General features: G+C 43.3%; 20 protein-coding genes. All 20 read left to right on the top strand.

Features of this window, described 5'->3' with window-relative positions; all coding sequences use genetic code 11:
• Positions 1 to 35: 35 nt before the first annotated feature.
• The gene (locus WAX86_RS00140; protein WP_065170988.1) at positions 36 to 791 is read left to right on the top strand and encodes an amino acid ABC transporter substrate-binding protein; all 756 of its coding nucleotides are present in this window, start codon (positions 36 to 38) and stop codon (positions 789 to 791) included.
• A gap of 35 nt (positions 792 to 826) precedes the next feature.
• Positions 827 to 1,498 carry an amino acid ABC transporter permease gene (locus tag WAX86_RS00145; RefSeq protein ID WP_005302273.1) on the top strand — a complete coding sequence of 224 codons (672 nt, stop codon included), beginning with the start codon at positions 827 to 829 and terminating at the stop codon, positions 1,496 to 1,498.
• Complete coding sequence (locus WAX86_RS00150) at positions 1,495 to 2,229, top strand: amino acid ABC transporter ATP-binding protein (RefSeq protein WP_341488971.1); 735 nt, start codon at positions 1,495 to 1,497, stop codon at positions 2,227 to 2,229. The genes WAX86_RS00145 and WAX86_RS00150 overlap by 4 nt, the downstream gene beginning before the upstream one ends.
• A gap of 184 nt (positions 2,230 to 2,413) precedes the next feature.
• Positions 2,414 to 2,551, top strand: coding sequence for a 50S ribosomal protein L34 (rpmH, locus tag WAX86_RS00155; protein WP_005302269.1), 138 nt, complete (start codon positions 2,414 to 2,416; stop codon positions 2,549 to 2,551).
• 3 nt (positions 2,552 to 2,554) lie between these two features.
• Positions 2,555 to 2,920 carry a ribonuclease P protein component gene (gene rnpA, locus WAX86_RS00160; protein WP_370466046.1) on the top strand — a complete coding sequence of 122 codons (366 nt, stop codon included), beginning with the start codon at positions 2,555 to 2,557 and terminating at the stop codon, positions 2,918 to 2,920.
• On the top strand, positions 2,887 to 3,144 hold the full coding sequence (yidD, locus tag WAX86_RS00165) for a membrane protein insertion efficiency factor YidD (RefSeq protein ID WP_075985224.1): 258 nt from the start codon (positions 2,887 to 2,889) through the stop codon (positions 3,142 to 3,144). The genes rnpA and yidD overlap by 34 nt, the downstream gene beginning before the upstream one ends.
• Before the next feature lie 2 nt (positions 3,145 to 3,146).
• Complete coding sequence (gene yidC, locus WAX86_RS00170) at positions 3,147 to 4,769, top strand: membrane protein insertase YidC (protein ID WP_272469113.1); 1,623 nt, start codon at positions 3,147 to 3,149, stop codon at positions 4,767 to 4,769.
• Between the two features lie 135 nt (positions 4,770 to 4,904).
• The gene (gene mnmE / locus WAX86_RS00175; protein ID WP_005302263.1) at positions 4,905 to 6,272 is read left to right on the top strand and encodes a tRNA uridine-5-carboxymethylaminomethyl(34) synthesis GTPase MnmE; all 1,368 of its coding nucleotides are present in this window, start codon (positions 4,905 to 4,907) and stop codon (positions 6,270 to 6,272) included.
• A gap of 169 nt (positions 6,273 to 6,441) precedes the next feature.
• The gene (gene mioC, locus WAX86_RS00180; protein WP_065170992.1) at positions 6,442 to 6,882 is read left to right on the top strand and encodes an FMN-binding protein MioC; all 441 of its coding nucleotides are present in this window, start codon (positions 6,442 to 6,444) and stop codon (positions 6,880 to 6,882) included.
• A gap of 436 nt (positions 6,883 to 7,318) precedes the next feature.
• Positions 7,319 to 9,208 (top strand): tRNA uridine-5-carboxymethylaminomethyl(34) synthesis enzyme MnmG, encoded by a 1,890-nt coding sequence (gene mnmG / locus WAX86_RS00185; RefSeq protein WP_005302259.1) that lies wholly within the window; start codon positions 7,319 to 7,321, stop codon positions 9,206 to 9,208.
• Between the two features lie 9 nt (positions 9,209 to 9,217).
• A complete protein-coding gene (gene rsmG, locus WAX86_RS00190) occupies positions 9,218 to 9,838 on the top strand; it encodes a 16S rRNA (guanine(527)-N(7))-methyltransferase RsmG (protein WP_065170994.1) in 621 nt (206 codons plus the stop codon).
• Between the two features lie 16 nt (positions 9,839 to 9,854).
• Positions 9,855 to 10,652 (top strand): ParA family protein, encoded by a 798-nt coding sequence (locus WAX86_RS00195; protein WP_005302255.1) that lies wholly within the window; start codon positions 9,855 to 9,857, stop codon positions 10,650 to 10,652.
• Positions 10,653 to 10,668: 16 nt separating this feature from the next.
• Entirely contained in the window at positions 10,669 to 11,550 is an 882-nt protein-coding gene (locus tag WAX86_RS00200) for a ParB/RepB/Spo0J family partition protein (RefSeq protein ID WP_341488972.1), read from the top strand.
• Positions 11,551 to 11,734: 184 nt separating this feature from the next.
• Positions 11,735 to 12,124 carry a F0F1 ATP synthase subunit I gene (locus tag WAX86_RS00205; RefSeq protein WP_065170996.1) on the top strand — a complete coding sequence of 130 codons (390 nt, stop codon included), beginning with the start codon at positions 11,735 to 11,737 and terminating at the stop codon, positions 12,122 to 12,124.
• An 8-nt stretch (positions 12,125 to 12,132) separates the two neighbouring features.
• Complete coding sequence (atpB, locus tag WAX86_RS00210) at positions 12,133 to 12,918, top strand: F0F1 ATP synthase subunit A (RefSeq protein WP_005302250.1); 786 nt, start codon at positions 12,133 to 12,135, stop codon at positions 12,916 to 12,918.
• A gap of 68 nt (positions 12,919 to 12,986) precedes the next feature.
• Complete coding sequence (atpE, locus tag WAX86_RS00215) at positions 12,987 to 13,244, top strand: F0F1 ATP synthase subunit C (protein WP_005302247.1); 258 nt, start codon at positions 12,987 to 12,989, stop codon at positions 13,242 to 13,244.
• 76 nt (positions 13,245 to 13,320) lie between these two features.
• A complete protein-coding gene (gene atpF / locus WAX86_RS00220) occupies positions 13,321 to 13,791 on the top strand; it encodes a F0F1 ATP synthase subunit B (RefSeq protein WP_036764613.1) in 471 nt (156 codons plus the stop codon).
• Positions 13,792 to 13,806: 15 nt separating this feature from the next.
• Positions 13,807 to 14,340, top strand: coding sequence for a F0F1 ATP synthase subunit delta (gene atpH / locus WAX86_RS00225; RefSeq protein ID WP_005302239.1), 534 nt, complete (start codon positions 13,807 to 13,809; stop codon positions 14,338 to 14,340).
• A 16-nt stretch (positions 14,341 to 14,356) separates the two neighbouring features.
• Entirely contained in the window at positions 14,357 to 15,898 is a 1,542-nt protein-coding gene (atpA, locus tag WAX86_RS00230; RefSeq protein WP_065170997.1) for a F0F1 ATP synthase subunit alpha, read from the top strand.
• Between the two features lie 44 nt (positions 15,899 to 15,942).
• Positions 15,943 to 16,809, top strand: a complete 867-nt coding sequence (atpG, locus tag WAX86_RS00235; protein WP_005302231.1) for a F0F1 ATP synthase subunit gamma — start codon at positions 15,943 to 15,945, stop codon at positions 16,807 to 16,809.
• Positions 16,810 to 16,837: the final 28 nt, after the last annotated feature.

Below are 16,837 nucleotides of genomic sequence, written 5' to 3' on the forward strand. Positions count from 1 at the left end.
TAGCACAACACAATAAAAATACAGGAAGTCAGTTTATGAAAATTAGCCAATCTCTGCGTTTTGCCGCGATAACTTTTGCCTTAATCGGATCGAGCAGCATTTTTGCCGCTACAGAGGTCAAAGTTGGTATGTCTGGACGCTATTTCCCATTCACTTTTGTTAAGCAAGACCAATTACAGGGCTTTGAAGTCGATTTATGGCAAGAAATAGGTAAACGTAACGATTATAAAGTCGACTTTGTTACTGCTAACTTTTCCGGTTTGTTTGGTTTATTAGAAACAGGGCGGATCGATACGATTTCAAATCAGATCACCATCACCCCCGAGCGCCAAAACAAATTTTTATTCTCACAACCTTATGTCATTGATGGTGCTCAACTCGTCGTGCGTAAAGGAAACAATGCCATTACCTCAACGTCCGATCTCAACGGCAAAACCGTAGGTGTAAATTTAGGCTCTAACTATGAGCAACTGCTACGCCAATTACCTAATGCCGACCAGATCAATATCAAAACTTACGACACTGGTATTGAGCACGACGTAGCTTTAGGCCGCACCGATGCTTTTGTGATGGATCGATTATCGTCATTAGAAGTCATTAAAAAGGTCAACCTTCCGCTACAACTGGCAGGACAACCTTTTGAACAAATAGAAAATGCTTGGCCATTTAGTCGAACCGAGAAAGGGAAAAAACTCCAACAAGAGGTTAACCAAGCTCTCGCCAACATGCGTAAAGACGGCACGTTACGTCAATTATCTGAAAAATGGTTTGCTAGTGACATCACTCAGTAAGTAGCCACTAACTTAATTAATCAAAGGAGATGGCGATGGGGTTTGATGTAAGTTATATGGTGTCGTTGTTGCCCATATTAGCCAAATACTTAACAACGACACTCTCAATGGCACTGTGGGGGATGATTTTTGCCTTATTCTTGGCCCTAGTGATTGCGTTGATTCGTATTAAACGTATATGGGGGCTCAACAGCTTAAGTCTACTCTATATTAGCTTCTTTCGTGGAACACCTTTGTTAGTACAACTGTTTTTGTTCTATTACGGCCTACCACAAGTTATTCCCGCTTTTGTAGGCCTTGATGGCTATAGCGCAGCGGTCATTGGTTTAAGTCTTCACTTTGCCGCTTATATGGCTGAAACCATTCGTGGGGCAATTTTAGGTATCGATAACAGTCAGTACGAAGCTAGCCTAGCAATAGGAATGAGTGAACAGCAAGCGATGCGACGCATAATTTTGCCGCAAGCCATGCGTATCGCCTTACCTTCTTTGATGAACTACTTTATCGATATGATTAAATCGACCTCATTGGCGTTTGCATTAGGGGTTCCAGAAATCATGGCAAAAGCACAAATGGAGGCTTCATCAAGCTTTAGATTCTTTGAGGCATTCCTTGCCGTCGCCTTAATATACTGGTTAATAGTGATAGTGCTTACTCGCTTACAAACTTTGGCTGAAACTCGTTTAAATAAGGCGTATACCCGATGATAACGATAAAAAATCTGACCAAACGCTTTGGTGAACAGACTCTATTTTCCGATCTGAATCTAACGATAAAACCTGGTGAAATTGTGGCGATTATCGGTCCATCTGGAACAGGAAAATCAACATTATTACGCACCATAAACAGCTTAGAACAAGCCGATGCGGGTTCGATTACCATTAATGATGTCTCTCTGCACTACCCTAAAACGAATGCACAACAGCGGCTAGCTTTGCGGCAACAAACTGGATTTGTGTTTCAAAATTACGCCCTTTTTCAGCATTTGACTGCCAAAGAGAACATTGCCGAAAGTTTAATTACTGTAAAAAAATGGTCAAAACAGCGCGCTTATAAAATTGCATTAAATATTTTGCAAGAAATTGGCTTAGCAGATAAAGCCGATTTTTACCCCATAGCACTCTCTGGAGGACAACAACAACGCATTGGGATCGGACGGGCTATGGCTCAACAAGCAGAGCTGCTTTTATTTGATGAACCGACCTCAGCACTGGATCCTCAATGGGTTGGAGAGGTATTACTACTTATAAAAAAAATAGCTAAAAAACAACAAACTATGATTATCGTCACCCATGAAATGCAATTTGCCCGTGAAGTTGCTGACCGAGTGATCTTTATGGCTGATGGTCAATTTGTTGAACAAGGAACACCGGATCAGATCTTTACTCAACCACACGATCTGCGATTAAAAAAATTCTTAAATCAAGTTGGGATCTAAAAAGGATCCTTGCACAAAAACAAACAAGACGTATAATTCAGCGCCCATACTCATATGGGTATAATGATTGACTCTTTGTTGGTCAGTGATTACAATTCCGCCTCTTTGTTAGAGGCTAATGGTTAAACTGACCAATAAAGCCGTAACAACTTAAAAACTGATCAGTTAATTTTAAGGTAACAAAATGAGCAAACGCACTTTTCAACCTTCAGTTCTAAAGCGTAAGCGTACTCACGGTTTCCGTGCACGTATGGCGACTAAGAACGGTCGTGCAGTTATCAACGCACGTCGCGCTAAAGGCCGTAAGCGTCTATCTAAGTAATCTTTGATTATTTTGGATAAGTTCGCATTCTCTCGGGAGTTACGTCTGTTAACTCCCGAACATTATCAAGCAGTCTTCCAGCAAGCTCATCGTGCTGGCTCTCCTCACTTAACTATTCTTGCCCGTAATAACTCTCTAGGTTATCCCCGTCTTGGTCTTGCCGTTCCTAAAAAGCAGATCAAAACAGCTGTAGCTCGTAATCGATTTAAACGTGTCGTTCGTGATAGCTTCCGTTTAAAGCAACATCAGCTACCTGCCAAAGATTTCGTTGTTATCGCAAGAAAGAGTGCTCAGGATTTAAGCAACGACGAGCTCAATAAGTTGTTAGATAAATTATGGCATCGCCTGTCTCGCCCTTCGCGTGGCTAGTCATTGGACTAGTCCGCTTTTACCAACTTGCGATCAGTCCATTGATTGGACCACGCTGTCGTTTTACCCCTACATGTTCACAATATGCGATAGAAGCCATAAAAACGCATGGAGCGATAAAAGGTTGTTGGTTAGCGGCGAAACGTCTATTAAGATGTCACCCTTTGAACTGCGGGGGTTATGACCCCGTTCCGCCAACCAAGCATAACGACAGAGATAAATAACGATGGACTCCCAACGCAATATTCTGTTAATTGCCCTACTGTTTGTTTCTTTTCTACTGTTTCAACAGTGGAACAGCGACAAAAACCCTCAGCCTCAAAGCCAGGGTGTAGCGCAACAAGTTAACAACAGCGGTGATGTGCCTTCACATTCTGCTGATGGTCAGCTAGTCACTGATCAAAGTAGCTCGCAAAACTTAATCACCATTAAAACCGATGTACTGGCGCTTACTGTCGATACGCTTGGTGGTGATGTAGTAGATGCAAAACTACTTAAATACAACAACACTCTAGGCTCAAAAGACCCATTTGTGCTATTAGAGAACAATCCTGAACACAGCTATGTGGCACAATCTGGCCTTATTGGTCAAAACGGTATTGATACTAATGCTGGCCGCGCTCAATTTACCGTTTCTGGTAAAGATTTCACTCTAGCTCCTGATCAAAAAGAACTTCGCGTTCCTATGACTTATGAGAAAGATGGAATTAAATACACTAAAACATTTGTTCTTAAGCCTAACAGCTACGCTGTAAATGTTGATTACACTATCGATAACCAAAGTGCAGCTCCAACATCAGTTCAAATGTACGCTCAGCTTCGCCACTCTCTAGTTGCAAGCAAAAGCAGCCTAACTATGCCAACATACCAAGGTGGTGCATACTCATCAGTTGATACTAACTACAAGAAGTACAGCTTTGATGATATGAAAGATAAGAACCTAAATGTTACTACACCAGATGGTTGGGTAGCGGTTCTTCAACACTACTTTGTATCAGCTTGGATCCCTCGTGACGGTAATGAAGCACTAAATAACCTGTACTCTCGTTCAAGCGACGGTAATGGTTATATCGGTGTTCGTATGCCAGCTGTGACCGTTGCACCAGGTGCGACTGACACATTAAAAGCAACATTATGGGTAGGTCCTAAGCTACAAAATGAAATGGCAGCAACTGCGAAAAACTTAAACCTAACTGTTGACTACGGTTGGTTATGGTTCATTGCAAGCCCACTTCATAAGCTTCTTTCATTTATCCACAGCATCGTGGGTAACTGGGGTGTAGCTATCATAGTATTGACCTTCATTGTTCGTGGTGCCATGTACCCACTAACAAAAGCACAATACACTTCTATGGCAAAAATGCGCATGCTACAGCCTAAGCTGCAAGCAATGCGTGAGCGTTTTGGTGATGACCGTCAACGCCTAAGCCAAGAGATGATGGAGCTATACCGTAAGGAAAAAGTAAACCCACTTGGTGGCTGTTTACCTATCCTGATTCAAATGCCAATTTTCATCGCGCTATACTGGGCTCTGATGGAATCGGTAGAACTACGTCATGCGCCATTCTTCGGCTGGATTCATGACCTATCAGCGCAAGACCCTTACTACATCTTGCCAATTCTGATGGGTATCACTATGTTCATGATTCAGAAGATGAGCCCATCGACTATTACGGACCCAATGCAGCAGAAGATCATGACATTTATGCCTGTTATGTTTACTTTCTTCTTCCTATGGTTCCCATCTGGTCTAGTTCTATACTGGCTAGTATCAAACATCGTAACGCTAATTCAGCAAACTCTGATTTATCGTTCACTAGAGAAGAAAGGCTTACACTCTAAGTCGTAACCTCAATTCTTATTAAAAAGGCGACCTTAAGGTCGCCTTTTTTATTGGTTAAAAAAGATTGATGGTGGATTATTAGGTGTTATCCGCTACTCTAGTTTACAATCACCGCCTTATTTTTAAGCTAAGTCACAAGTTATGAATCAACATACAGATACCATTGTCGCTCAAGCTACACCGCCAGGCCGTGGTGGCGTAGGTATTATTCGTGTCTCAGGCCCAAAAGCTAAAGAAGTGGCTTTAGCTGTTGCGGGTCGAGAACTCCGTCCTCGTTATGCCGAATATCTGCCTTTCAAGAATGAAGATGGCACCGCTCTTGATCAGGGCATCGCTTTATTCTTTAAAGGTCCAAATTCATTTACAGGCGAAGATGTTCTAGAACTGCAAGGCCATGGCGGCCCAGTTTTAATGGATATGTTGATTCGCCGTATTCTAACGCTTGATGGTATTCGTCCTGCTCGCCCAGGTGAATTCTCAGAACGCGCTTTTATGAATGACAAACTGGATCTTGCTCAAGCAGAAGCGATTGCCGACCTGATTGATGCCAGCTCTGAAGAAGCGGCTAAAAGTGCCTTCCAGTCGCTACAAGGCGCATTCTCAACTCGTGTTAATGAACTGGTTGAGTCTCTTATTTATCTACGTATGTACGTTGAAGCTGCCATTGATTTTCCTGAAGAAGAAATTGATTTTCTCTCTGACGGTAAAGTATCAGGCGATCTTAACCGCATCATTGACCGCCTAGAAGCCGTACGCAAAGAAGCCAACCAAGGCTCTATTATGCGTGAAGGCATGAAGGTTGTGATTGCTGGCCGTCCTAATGCCGGTAAATCAAGCCTACTGAATGCCCTCTCAGGAAAAGACAGCGCAATTGTTACCGATATTGCAGGTACAACTCGTGATGTACTGCGTGAACATATCCATATTGATGGTATGCCGCTACACATTATCGATACCGCAGGCCTACGCGAAGCATCCGATGAAGTAGAAAGAATTGGTATTGAACGAGCTTGGGATGAAATTTTACAAGCCGATCGCGTATTATTTATGGTCGATGGCACCACAACTGATGCGACAGATCCAAAAGAAATTTGGCCTGATTTTATTGAACGCCTACCCGAAAATATGGGCCTAACGGTGATCCGCAATAAGATCGAGCTTACTGGTGAACAAGCTGGGATCTGCCATGTTAATAACCCAACCTTGATCCGTTTATCTGCTTTAACCGGAGAAGGCGTTGATAGCTTACGTCAGCACCTAAAAGAGTGTATGGGCTTCTCTGGTACAACCGAAGGTGGTTTTATGGCTCGTCGTCGCCATTTAGACGCCTTAGAACGCGCAGCAGAACACCTAGAAATCGGTAAATCTCAGCTAGAAGGCTATATGGCTGGTGAAATTCTAGCGGAAGAACTTCGTCTTGCTCAGCAACATCTTAGTGAGATTACAGGGGAATTTACCTCAGACGATCTTCTTGGCCGGATCTTTACTTCATTCTGTATTGGTAAGTAAAGCGATCCCATTTTTGATTAAGATCCACACCTTAACGCAATAAGTTGTGGATCTTTTCTTCTCTCTTCTCCCCCAACCACCTCGGTTATCCCCTACTTTTTCTCTCTGTTTTATTTTCTATAAGCTTGTACAATCACTGCAACGTCATGAACGTATCATTGAGGATTGTATGACAGATATCACTTTTATCACCGGCAGTACTTTAGGCGGTGCAGAATATGTTGCAGAGCATCTGGCTGATTTATTAACAGAAGATGGTCACAACACAGAAATTGAAAATCAGGCCGATTTAAACACTCTAGCCACCAGCGGGTTGTGGATTATTGTGTGTTCAACTCATGGAGCAGGTGATTTTCCTGATAATTTTCAAAGTTTTGCATCTCAAATTATTGAACAAAAGCCCGATTGTTCAGAGCTCAAACTGGCTGTAGTTGGTTTAGGTGATAGTAGTTATGACACCTTCTGTGCGGCAGGAAAGAAAATAGAACAAATGCTGGTGGATCTAGGGGCAAAACTTATCGCTCCACGCCTTGATATTGATGTTTCAGCTCATCCAGTACCTGAAGAACCAGCAGAAATCTGGCTTGAGCAATGGAAAAATACGTTATAACGGTTAATAATTCATCAATTATTACTCAATTTTAAGCCGGATCTAAAACTTTTTTCTGTGGATAACTATAGATCTAAACAGTGATCAACCCTTAGTTATCCATTGTATAAATTTTAGATCCCCCATGCCCTGTGTATAAGTGCCTATTTAGATCCCAGCTAATCCCAAATAAGATCCAAGCTCCTCCACAGCAAATGATCCTCGATAAACTCATGATCATTAGGATCATTTATCACTTATCCACACGATCATGCGATCTTAATAGTAGATCTAACAAAAGATCTTCTTAAAAGATCTTTATATATATTTAAAGAAGACAAAACTCATGATCAAATGATCTTGATGAAAGATTCTCTCTTTTTAAGAAAAAGGATAGAATAACGTCCCTTTGCTCGTAGTTAACTCATTGGCTATTTAAAATACCTAAGGCAGTTCCATGTTTTACCAGGATAATTTTGATGTCATCGTTGTGGGTGGTGGTCACGCAGGTACTGAAGCTGCGCTCGCTGCTGCTCGAATGGGACAAAAAACCTTACTTTTGACGCATAATATTGACACATTGGGTCAAATGTCTTGTAACCCAGCTATCGGCGGGATCGGGAAAGGACACCTGGTTAAAGAAGTCGATGCACTTGGCGGCCTAATGGCGCGTGCCATCGATAAAGGCGGGATCCAATTTCGTACACTTAACTCTTCTAAAGGCCCTGCTGTTCGCGCAACTCGTGCTCAAGCTGACCGTGCACTTTACAAAGCGGCGGTTCGTGAAGCATTAGAGAATCAACCTAACTTGATGCTATTCCAACAAGCCGTTACTGATCTTATCGTTGAGCAAGATCGTGTTGTTGGTGCAGTAACTGAAATGGGTTTGAAATTCCGCGCTAAAGCTGTGGTATTGACCGTAGGTACTTTCCTTGGCGGCCGAATCCATATTGGCTTAGAGAACTACAATGGCGGTCGTGCAGGCGATCCACCATCCATAGCACTAGCTCATCGCTTACGTGAACTTCCATTTCGTGTAAGCCGCTTAAAAACGGGTACACCACCTCGAATTGATGCGCGTACTGTTGATTTTAGCGTGCTAGAAAAACAGTTTGGTGATAACCCAACTCCTGTATTTTCATTTATGGGTAAGCAATCGGATCATCCGCGTCAGATCCCTTGTTTTATCACTCATACCAATGAACGTACTCATGATGTAATTCGCAACAACCTAGATCGTAGCCCAATGTATGCGGGTGTAATCGAAGGTGTTGGTCCTCGATACTGTCCATCGATCGAAGACAAAGTAATGCGTTTTGCAGATAAAAACAGCCATCAAATCTTTATTGAGCCAGAAGGCTTAACAACACATGAACTGTATCCAAATGGTATCTCAACCAGTTTGCCATTTGATGTTCAGATGCAGATCGTGCGCTCAATGAAAGGTTTTGAAAACGCAGATATCGTTCGACCTGGCTATGCTATCGAGTACGATTTCTTTGATCCTCGCGATCTAAAACAAACTTTTGAAACCAAATTTATGGCAGGCTTGTTCTTTGCGGGTCAGATTAACGGTACAACTGGCTACGAAGAAGCAGCGGCACAAGGCCTATTAGCGGGTATGAACGCTGCGTTGTGCGCTCAAGGCAAAGATGGTTGGAGCCCTCGTCGTGATCAGGCATATATGGGTGTATTGATTGATGACCTATCAACAATTGGTACGAAAGAACCATACCGTATGTTTACCTCTCGCGCGGAATACCGTCTGCTACTTCGTGAAGATAATGCCGATTTACGTCTAACCGAAATGGGTCGTCAATTTGGTTTGGTTGATGATGAGCGTTGGGCTCGTTTCAATCAGAAGATCGAAAATATGGAACAAGAACGTCAACGTTTGAAAGATATTTGGATCAATCCAAATTCAGCACAAGTTGATGAACTTAATAAGATCCTAAAAACGCCTATCGTACGTGAAGCAAGTGGTGAGGATCTACTTCGTCGTCCAGAAGTGACTTATGACATGCTAACAGCGATTGAGACTTTTGGTCCGGCTCTTGAAGATACGCAAGCGAGTGAGCAAGTCGAAATCCAGGTTAAATACCAAGGTTATATCGATCGCCAAAAAGATGAAGTAGAAAAATCACTTCGCCATGAAAAAACCAAACTACCATTTGATTTAGACTATAGCGTTGTTAAAGGTCTATCAAACGAAGTGATTGCGAAGCTAAACGATGCAAAACCGGAAACGGTAGGTATGGCATCTCGTATTTCAGGTGTTACTCCTGCGGCTATCTCATTGCTGCTTGTGTACTTGAAAAAGCAAGGCTTGCTGAAAAAAGGCGAATAGGAGTTTGTTGTGAAACAACGTTTAGCCCAATTAATTTCTCAAACTGACCTACAGGTCACAGAACAGCAATTAGACCAGCTAGTAGGCTATGTTGAACTGCTGAACAAATGGAATAAAGCGTATAATCTGACTTCTGTGCGTGATCCAAATGAGATGTTAGTGAAACATATCATGGATAGTATTGTCGTAAGTGAATACCTAAAAGGTGACCACTATATTGATGTGGGTACCGGACCTGGTCTACCGGGCATTCCTCTGGCAATTATGTGTCCAGAGAAATCTTTTACTTTGCTCGATAGCTTAGGTAAACGAATTCGCTTTATTCGTCAGGTCATTTTTGAATTAAAAATTACCAATGTGACACCAGTACAGAGTCGTGTTGAAGAGTTCCAACCAGAAGAAGGGTTTGATGGTGTCTTGAGTCGAGCATTTGCATCGATGACGGATATGGTCACTTGGTGTCACCACCTACCTAAGGCGAATGGTAACTTTTTAGCACTTAAAGGACAGTTTAGTGAACAAGAAGTGGCAGAACTTCCTGACTGGTGCACGGTAAATGAGGTTAACTCTCTGCGTGTACCTGAATTGGAAGGTGAGCGTCACCTTGTGGTGCTAAGCGCAAAGGAATGATAATTGAGGTTTGTTCGTGGGAAGAATCATAGCAGTTGCCAACCAAAAAGGTGGCGTAGGTAAAACAACAACATGTGTGAATTTAGCAGCATCTCTTGCTGCCACTCAACGTAAAGTCTTGGTGATTGATCTTGATCCTCAAGGTAATGCAACGATGGCCAGTGGTGTTGATAAGTACCAAGTTGAAGCTACTGCGTATGATCTTCTGGTCGAACAGACCCCATTTGAACAAGTTGCGATCACTGAAACGACAGGCGGTTATCATTTGATAGCGGCCAATGGTGATGTGACCGCAGCTGAAATCAAATTGATGGAAGTTTTTGCGCGAGAAGTTCGTTTACGTAATGCGTTAGCGACAGTTCGCGATAACTATGATTTCATCTTTATTGATTGTCCGCCTGCACTAAACCTACTTACAATCAATGCGATGACAGCGGCAGATTCTGTTTTGGTCCCAATGCAGTGTGAGTATTTTGCACTGGAAGGATTAACAGCTCTGATGGATACAATTAGTAAGCTTACCGCAGTAGTCAATGCGGATCTAAAAATTGAAGGCTTACTTCGAACCATGTTCGACCCGCGTAATCGCCTTGCCAATGAAGTGTCTGATCAGTTGAAGAAGCACTTCGGTGATAAAGTTTATCGAACGGTCATTCCTCGCAATGTACGTTTAGCAGAGGCCCCAAGTCATGGCCGACCTGCAATGTATTACGATAAATATTCTAGTGGCGCTAAAGCTTATCTTGCCCTTGCTGGTGAGATGATCCGTCGAGAAGAGCAACAGTTATCTCAAGCTGAAACTGTCAACGCATAAAAATAGGAAATAAAACATGAGTAAGAGAGGCCTAGGAAAAGGTCTTGATGCGTTATTCGCAACGAGCTCTGTCGCGTTGGCTAAACAACAAGCTGCCAACCAAGCACAAACCCTTTCAAATGATGGCGCGCTACGAGAGCTCGCTGTCTCACAATTGCAGTCAGGCAAATATCAGCCGCGTAAAGATATGGCGGATGAGGCATTGGCTGAACTGACCGAATCTATTCGCACTCAAGGCATTATTCAGCCGATTATTGTTCGTGAACTGACAAACTCTCACTTTGAGATCATTGCTGGTGAGCGTCGTTGGCGCGCAGCTCGTCAAGCTGGGCTTAAGCAAGTGCCTTGTATAGTGAAATCAGTTGATGATCGCGCTACTATGGCTATTGCTCTTATTGAGAATATCCAACGTGAAGATCTCAATGTTATGGAAGAAGCTCAAGCATTAGAACGTTTACAAAGTGAGTTCTCACTGACTCACCAACAATTAGCGCAAGCTGTTGGTAAATCTCGTACTGCGGTATCCAATTTATTGCGTTTAAATCAATTGGCAACAGAGGTTAAACACCTTGTTGAAACCAAGCAGATTGAAATGGGTCATGCTCGAGCATTATTGGCTTTACCGACAGAGCAACAGTTAGCGATAGCGCAAATTGTTGTAAGTAAAGCGTTAACAGTTCGTGAAACAGAAGCTCTGGTTAAAAAGCAATTAGAGCCTCAAATTGAAGCTAAAAAAGTTACGAAAAATCCAGCCGTTGAGGCGATAGAAAATCGTCTATCAGAGCAGTTTGGAACACCTGTTGCCATCTCTAAACAAAAAAATGGCAAAGGAAAAATTGTAATTAGCTTTGATCAAGATCATGAACTTCAGCAGATTTTGGACAAGATTGGTCAATAATTTGAGTTTAAAGTGTGTAATTTTTGTTAAATGCATTAAATAACACGTGATCAAGTTATTGTGTTGTAAATTCTGCCGACTTTTTTTGCTGTGATGAGATTGCATTCACTCTTATCACTTGCGTATAATTTTCGCTGTTTTCCCCTCACAATCGTGTAGTGGAATGGACTCGAGGAACGAATACATGGTATCGGCGCTAGTTAGACCGGGACGCCAATTGGCAAAACGGTTGCTGTTACTACAATCTGGCGTCGTTTTGGCAACGGCAATACTGGCAGCATTTGCTGTTAATATTGACTGGGGAATCTCCGCATTTATCGGTGGTGGCATCTTTATTGTTGCCCAAGCTGTCTTTGCTTGTTGTGCTTTCATGTTCAGTGGTGCTCGCAAGGCACGTCTGGTCATGGCGTCATTCTATGGCGGTGAAGTACTCAAAATTCTCATCACAGTTATCCTCTTTGCTGTTGTTTACCTGTATACCGAGGTGGATTTACTTCCCCTCAAACTAACCTATTTGCTGGCTCTTGGTATTAATATCTTTGGGCCGGTTTTATTCATTAACAACAACAAATAGGATGAGTTATGGCTGCGCCAGGTGAAGCGCTAACGCCGTCAGGATACATTACCCACCACTTAACCAATTTAGCAGTGGGCAATGGTGGATTCTGGACGGTTCATTTAGATAGCTTGTTCTTCTCTGTGTTAACCGGTTTGGCTTTTTTATGGCTATTCCGCAAAGCAGCGAAGCAAGCAACATCAGGTGTGCCAAGTAAGCTACAGTGTTTTGTTGAGATTATGGTTGAGTTCGTTGATTCTAATGTCAAAGAGACTTTCCATGGTCGCAACCCACTAATAGCTCCTTTGGCGCTTACTATTTTCTGCTGGATTCTACTGATGAACATCATGGACTTAGTGCCAATCGATTTTCTTCCGTATGCAGCAAGTAGTCTTGGTATCCCTTATCTGAAGGTGGTTCCAAGTGCTGATGTCAACATCACCATGGCTATGGCGTTGGGTGTTTTTGCGTTAATGATCTACTACAGCATTAAGGTAAAAGGACTTGGCGGCTTTGCTAAAGAACTGGCTCTTCACCCGTTCAATCACCCGGTGATGATTCCGTTCAACCTACTTCTAGAAGTGGTATCGCTATTGGCTAAACCGCTTTCTCTTGGTATGCGTTTGTTCGGTAATATGTTTGCCGGTGAGGTGGTGTTTATTCTTATCGCGGCATTGATGCCGTGGTGGGCACAATGGCTAGGCTCGCTACCGTGGGCAATTTTCCACATCCTAGTCATTACAATTCAAGCGTTCGTGTTTATGATGTTGACTATTGTGTACCTATCTCAGGCGCATGAAGACAATCATTAACGATTGATATTTTTTTCTTTTTTTGTTTTTTTGGCACATTAGCCAACAACTCTAAACTGGAGATAGTGATGGAAACTTTATTAAGCTTTTCTGCAATTGCCGTGGGCATCATTGTAGGTCTTGCTGCACTTGGTACAGCAATCGGCTTCGCACTTCTTGGTGGTAAATTCCTTGAAGGTGCTGCACGTCAACCAGAAATGGCACCAATGCTTCAAGTTAAGATGTTCATCATCGCAGGTCTACTTGATGCGGTTCCAATGATCGGTATCGTAATCGCTCTACTATTCACATTCGCAAACCCATTTGTTGGTCAGCTAGCTGGCTAATAACGCATAGCAATAACTGTACTCGGTTATTGCTGTTAACGAATGGACCCGCAACCCTTTTTGAAGGAGATGCATTGTGAATATGAATGCAACTTTGCTGGGCCAGGCGATCGCTTTCTTCTTATTTGTGGTGTTCTGCATGAAATATGTATGGCCACCAATTATGCAAGCGATTGAAGAACGTCAGAAGAAAATTGCTGACGGTTTGGCAGCTGCTGATCGCGCTACCAAAGACCTAGACCTAGCTAAAGCAAATGCTTCTGATCAGCTAAAAGAAGCAAAACGCGCAGCGTCTGAAATCATCGAGCAAGCGAACAAACGCAAGTCTCAGATTCTAGATGAAGCGAAAGCTGAAGCTCTAACCGAGCGTGAGAAGATCATCGCGCAAGGTATGGCAGAAATCGAAGCGGAGCGTAATCGCGCTCGTGACGAGCTGAGAAAACAAGTTGCAACTCTAGCTGTGATTGGCGCTGAGAAGATCATTGAGCATTCTATCGATAAAGATGCTCAAGCAGAGATTCTAAGCAAAGTCACTGCAGAACTGTAATAGAAGGGGCAAGCTATGTCGGAATTAGCCACAATCGCACGCCCCTACGCAAAAGCCGCTTTTGATTTTGCTGTTGAGAAGAACACCCTAGCACCATGGGCAGAAATGCTACTGTTTGCTAGTGAGGTTGCTGAAAATGACACTATGCAAGATATCTTGGATAGTGGTTACGCAGCTGACAAACTGTCCGAAATTTTCGTGGCAGTTTGTGGTGAACAACTCGACGAACACGGCCAAAACCTATTAAAGGTAATGGCTGAGAATGGACGCTTAAAAGCGCTTCCTGATGTGTATCACGAATTCATGCTGTTGAAGAACGAGCTTGAAAAAACTGTTGAAGCCGTTGTGGTTTCAGCTATTGAGCTAAATGATGCTCAACGTGATGCCATTGAAGCGAAACTGAGTACGCGTCTAGAGCGTAAAGTTAAGCTGAGCTGCAGCGTAGATGAGACCCTAATTGCTGGGGTTGTAATTAGAGCTGGAGACCTGGTTATCGATAATTCAGTGCGTGGCAAACTTGCTCGCCTGAGCGATACATTGCTGTCTTGATTTGGGGAATTGGAGCATGCAACTTAATTCCACGGAAATTAGCGATCTGATCAAACAACGTATTGAATCTTTCAACGTAGTTAGTGAAGCGCGTAACGAAGGTACTATCGTCTCGGTAAGCGACGGTATCATTCGTATCCATGGCCTTGCAGACGTTATGCAAGGTGAAATGATTGAATTACCAAATGGCCGTTTTGCCCTTGCTCTTAACCTTGAGCGTGACTCAGTAGGTGCGGTAGTAATGGGTCCTTACCTTGACCTGCAAGAAGGTATGAAGGTAACGGGTACAGGTCGTATTCTTGAAGTACCTGTAGGTCCTGAACTGTTAGGTCGTGTGGTAAACACTCTAGGTGAGCCAATCGATGGTAAAGGTCCTATTAATGCAAAAACTTTCTCTCCGGTAGAAGTGATTGCACCAGGTGTTATCGATCGTAAATCTGTTGATCAGCCAGTACAGACTGGTTACAAGGCAGTGGACTCGATGATTCCAATCGGTCGTGGCCAGCGTGAGCTTATCATCGGTGACCGTCAGACTGGTAAAACGGCGATGGCTATTGATGCCATCATCAACCAGAAGAACTCTGGTATTTATTCGGTATATGTTGCTATCGGCCAGAAAGCATCCACTATTGCCAACGTAGTACGTAAGCTAGAAGAGCACGGCGCTCTTGATAATACGATTATTGTTGTTGCATCAGCATCAGAAGCTGCGGCACTTCAATATCTAGCTCCATACTCAGGTTGTGCGATGGGTGAATACTTCCGCGACCGTGGCGAAGACGCACTGATTGTTTATGATGATCTATCTAAGCAAGCGGTAGCTTACCGTCAAATCTCTCTACTACTTCGCCGTCCACCGGGCCGTGAAGCATTCCCTGGTGATGTTTTCTACCTTCACTCACGTCTTCTAGAGCGTGCTGCACGTGTAAACGAGCACTACGTTGAGAAATTCACTAATGGTGAAGTGACAGGTAAAACAGGTTCGTTAACTGCGCTTCCTATTATCGAAACGCAAGCGGGTGACGTATCAGCGTTCGTACCGACTAACGTAATCTCTATCACCGACGGTCAGATCTTCCTACAAACTGAGCTATTCAATGCTGGTATTCGTCCTGCGGTCGATCCTGGTATCTCTGTATCTCGTGTAGGTGGTGCTGCTCAAACTAAAGTTATCAAGAAGCTATCTGGTGGTATCCGTACTGCTCTGGCTCAGTATCGTGAACTTGCAGCGTTTGCTCAGTTCTCATCTGACCTAGATGATGCGACTAAGAAACAGCTAGACCACGGTCAGAAAGTAACTGAGTTAATGAAGCAGAAACAATACGCGCCAATGTCTGTATTTGAGCAAGCGATTGTTATCTTCTCTGCTGAAAAAGGCTATCTAAATGATGTTGAGCTAACCAAGCTTGCTGATTTTGAAGCTGCGTTACTTTCATACGCTAAAGGTCAATTTGCTGAGCTAGTAGCACAGATTGATGAAACGGGTGCTTGGAACGACGAAATCGAAGCGCAGTTCACGAAACTGCTGGAAGATTTCAAAGCGACCCAGACTTGGTAATTGGTAGGTGGTCGTACGCGATCACCTTCTAACGGAGAGTAACGATGGCCGGCGCAAAAGAGATTCGTAATAAGATCGGTAGTGTGAAAAACACACAGAAGATCACCAAAGCGATGGAGATGGTTGCTGCATCTAAAATGCGTAAAACGCAAGATGCAATGGAATCATCACGTCCATACGCCCAAACTATGCGCAAAGTGATCGGTCATATCGCCCTTGGTAGTCTTGAATATCAGCATCCTTATTTAGAGGAGCGTGAAGCCAAGCGCGTAGGTTACATCATTGTTTCAACAGACCGCGGTTTATGTGGTGGCTTGAACATTAACTTGTTCAAAAAAGCAATCACAGATATCCAGCAATGGAATCAGCAAGGTGCCGAAGTAGAGCTTGCTCTTATCGGTGCGAAAGCGACTGCGTTCTTTAACAGCTACGGCGGTAATGTATCAGCTCAAGTTTCTGGCTTGGGTGATGCGCCAACAGTGGATGAACTGATTGGTACCGTTGGCGTTATGCTGAAGAAATATGATGAAGGCCAATTGGATCGTCTGTATCTGGTTTACAACAAGTTTGTCAACACCATGGTGCAAGATCCAGTGATCGATCAATTGTTGCCTTTGCCTAAGTCACAAGATGAAGACATGCAACGCAACCATTCTTGGGACTACATTTATGAGCCAGAGCCTAAGCTACTGCTCGATACTCTATTGGTTCGCTATGCTGAATCACAAGTGTATCAAGGTGTAGTGGAAAACCTAGCTTGTGAGCAGGCAGCTCGAATGGTAGCAATGAAAGCGGCAACAGATAATGCAGGCAACTTAATTGATGACTTGCAGCTTGTGTATAACAAAGCTCGTCAAACAGCGATTACACAAGAGCTATCAGAAATTGTATCTGGTGCAGCAGCAGTTTAAGGCAAAGAATTAATAAGTTTAGAGGATT

It is taken from the genome of Photobacterium damselae subsp. damselae, from assembly GCF_038086725.1.
In the GTDB taxonomy this organism is placed as follows: Bacteria; Pseudomonadota; Gammaproteobacteria; order Enterobacterales; family Vibrionaceae; genus Photobacterium; species Photobacterium damselae.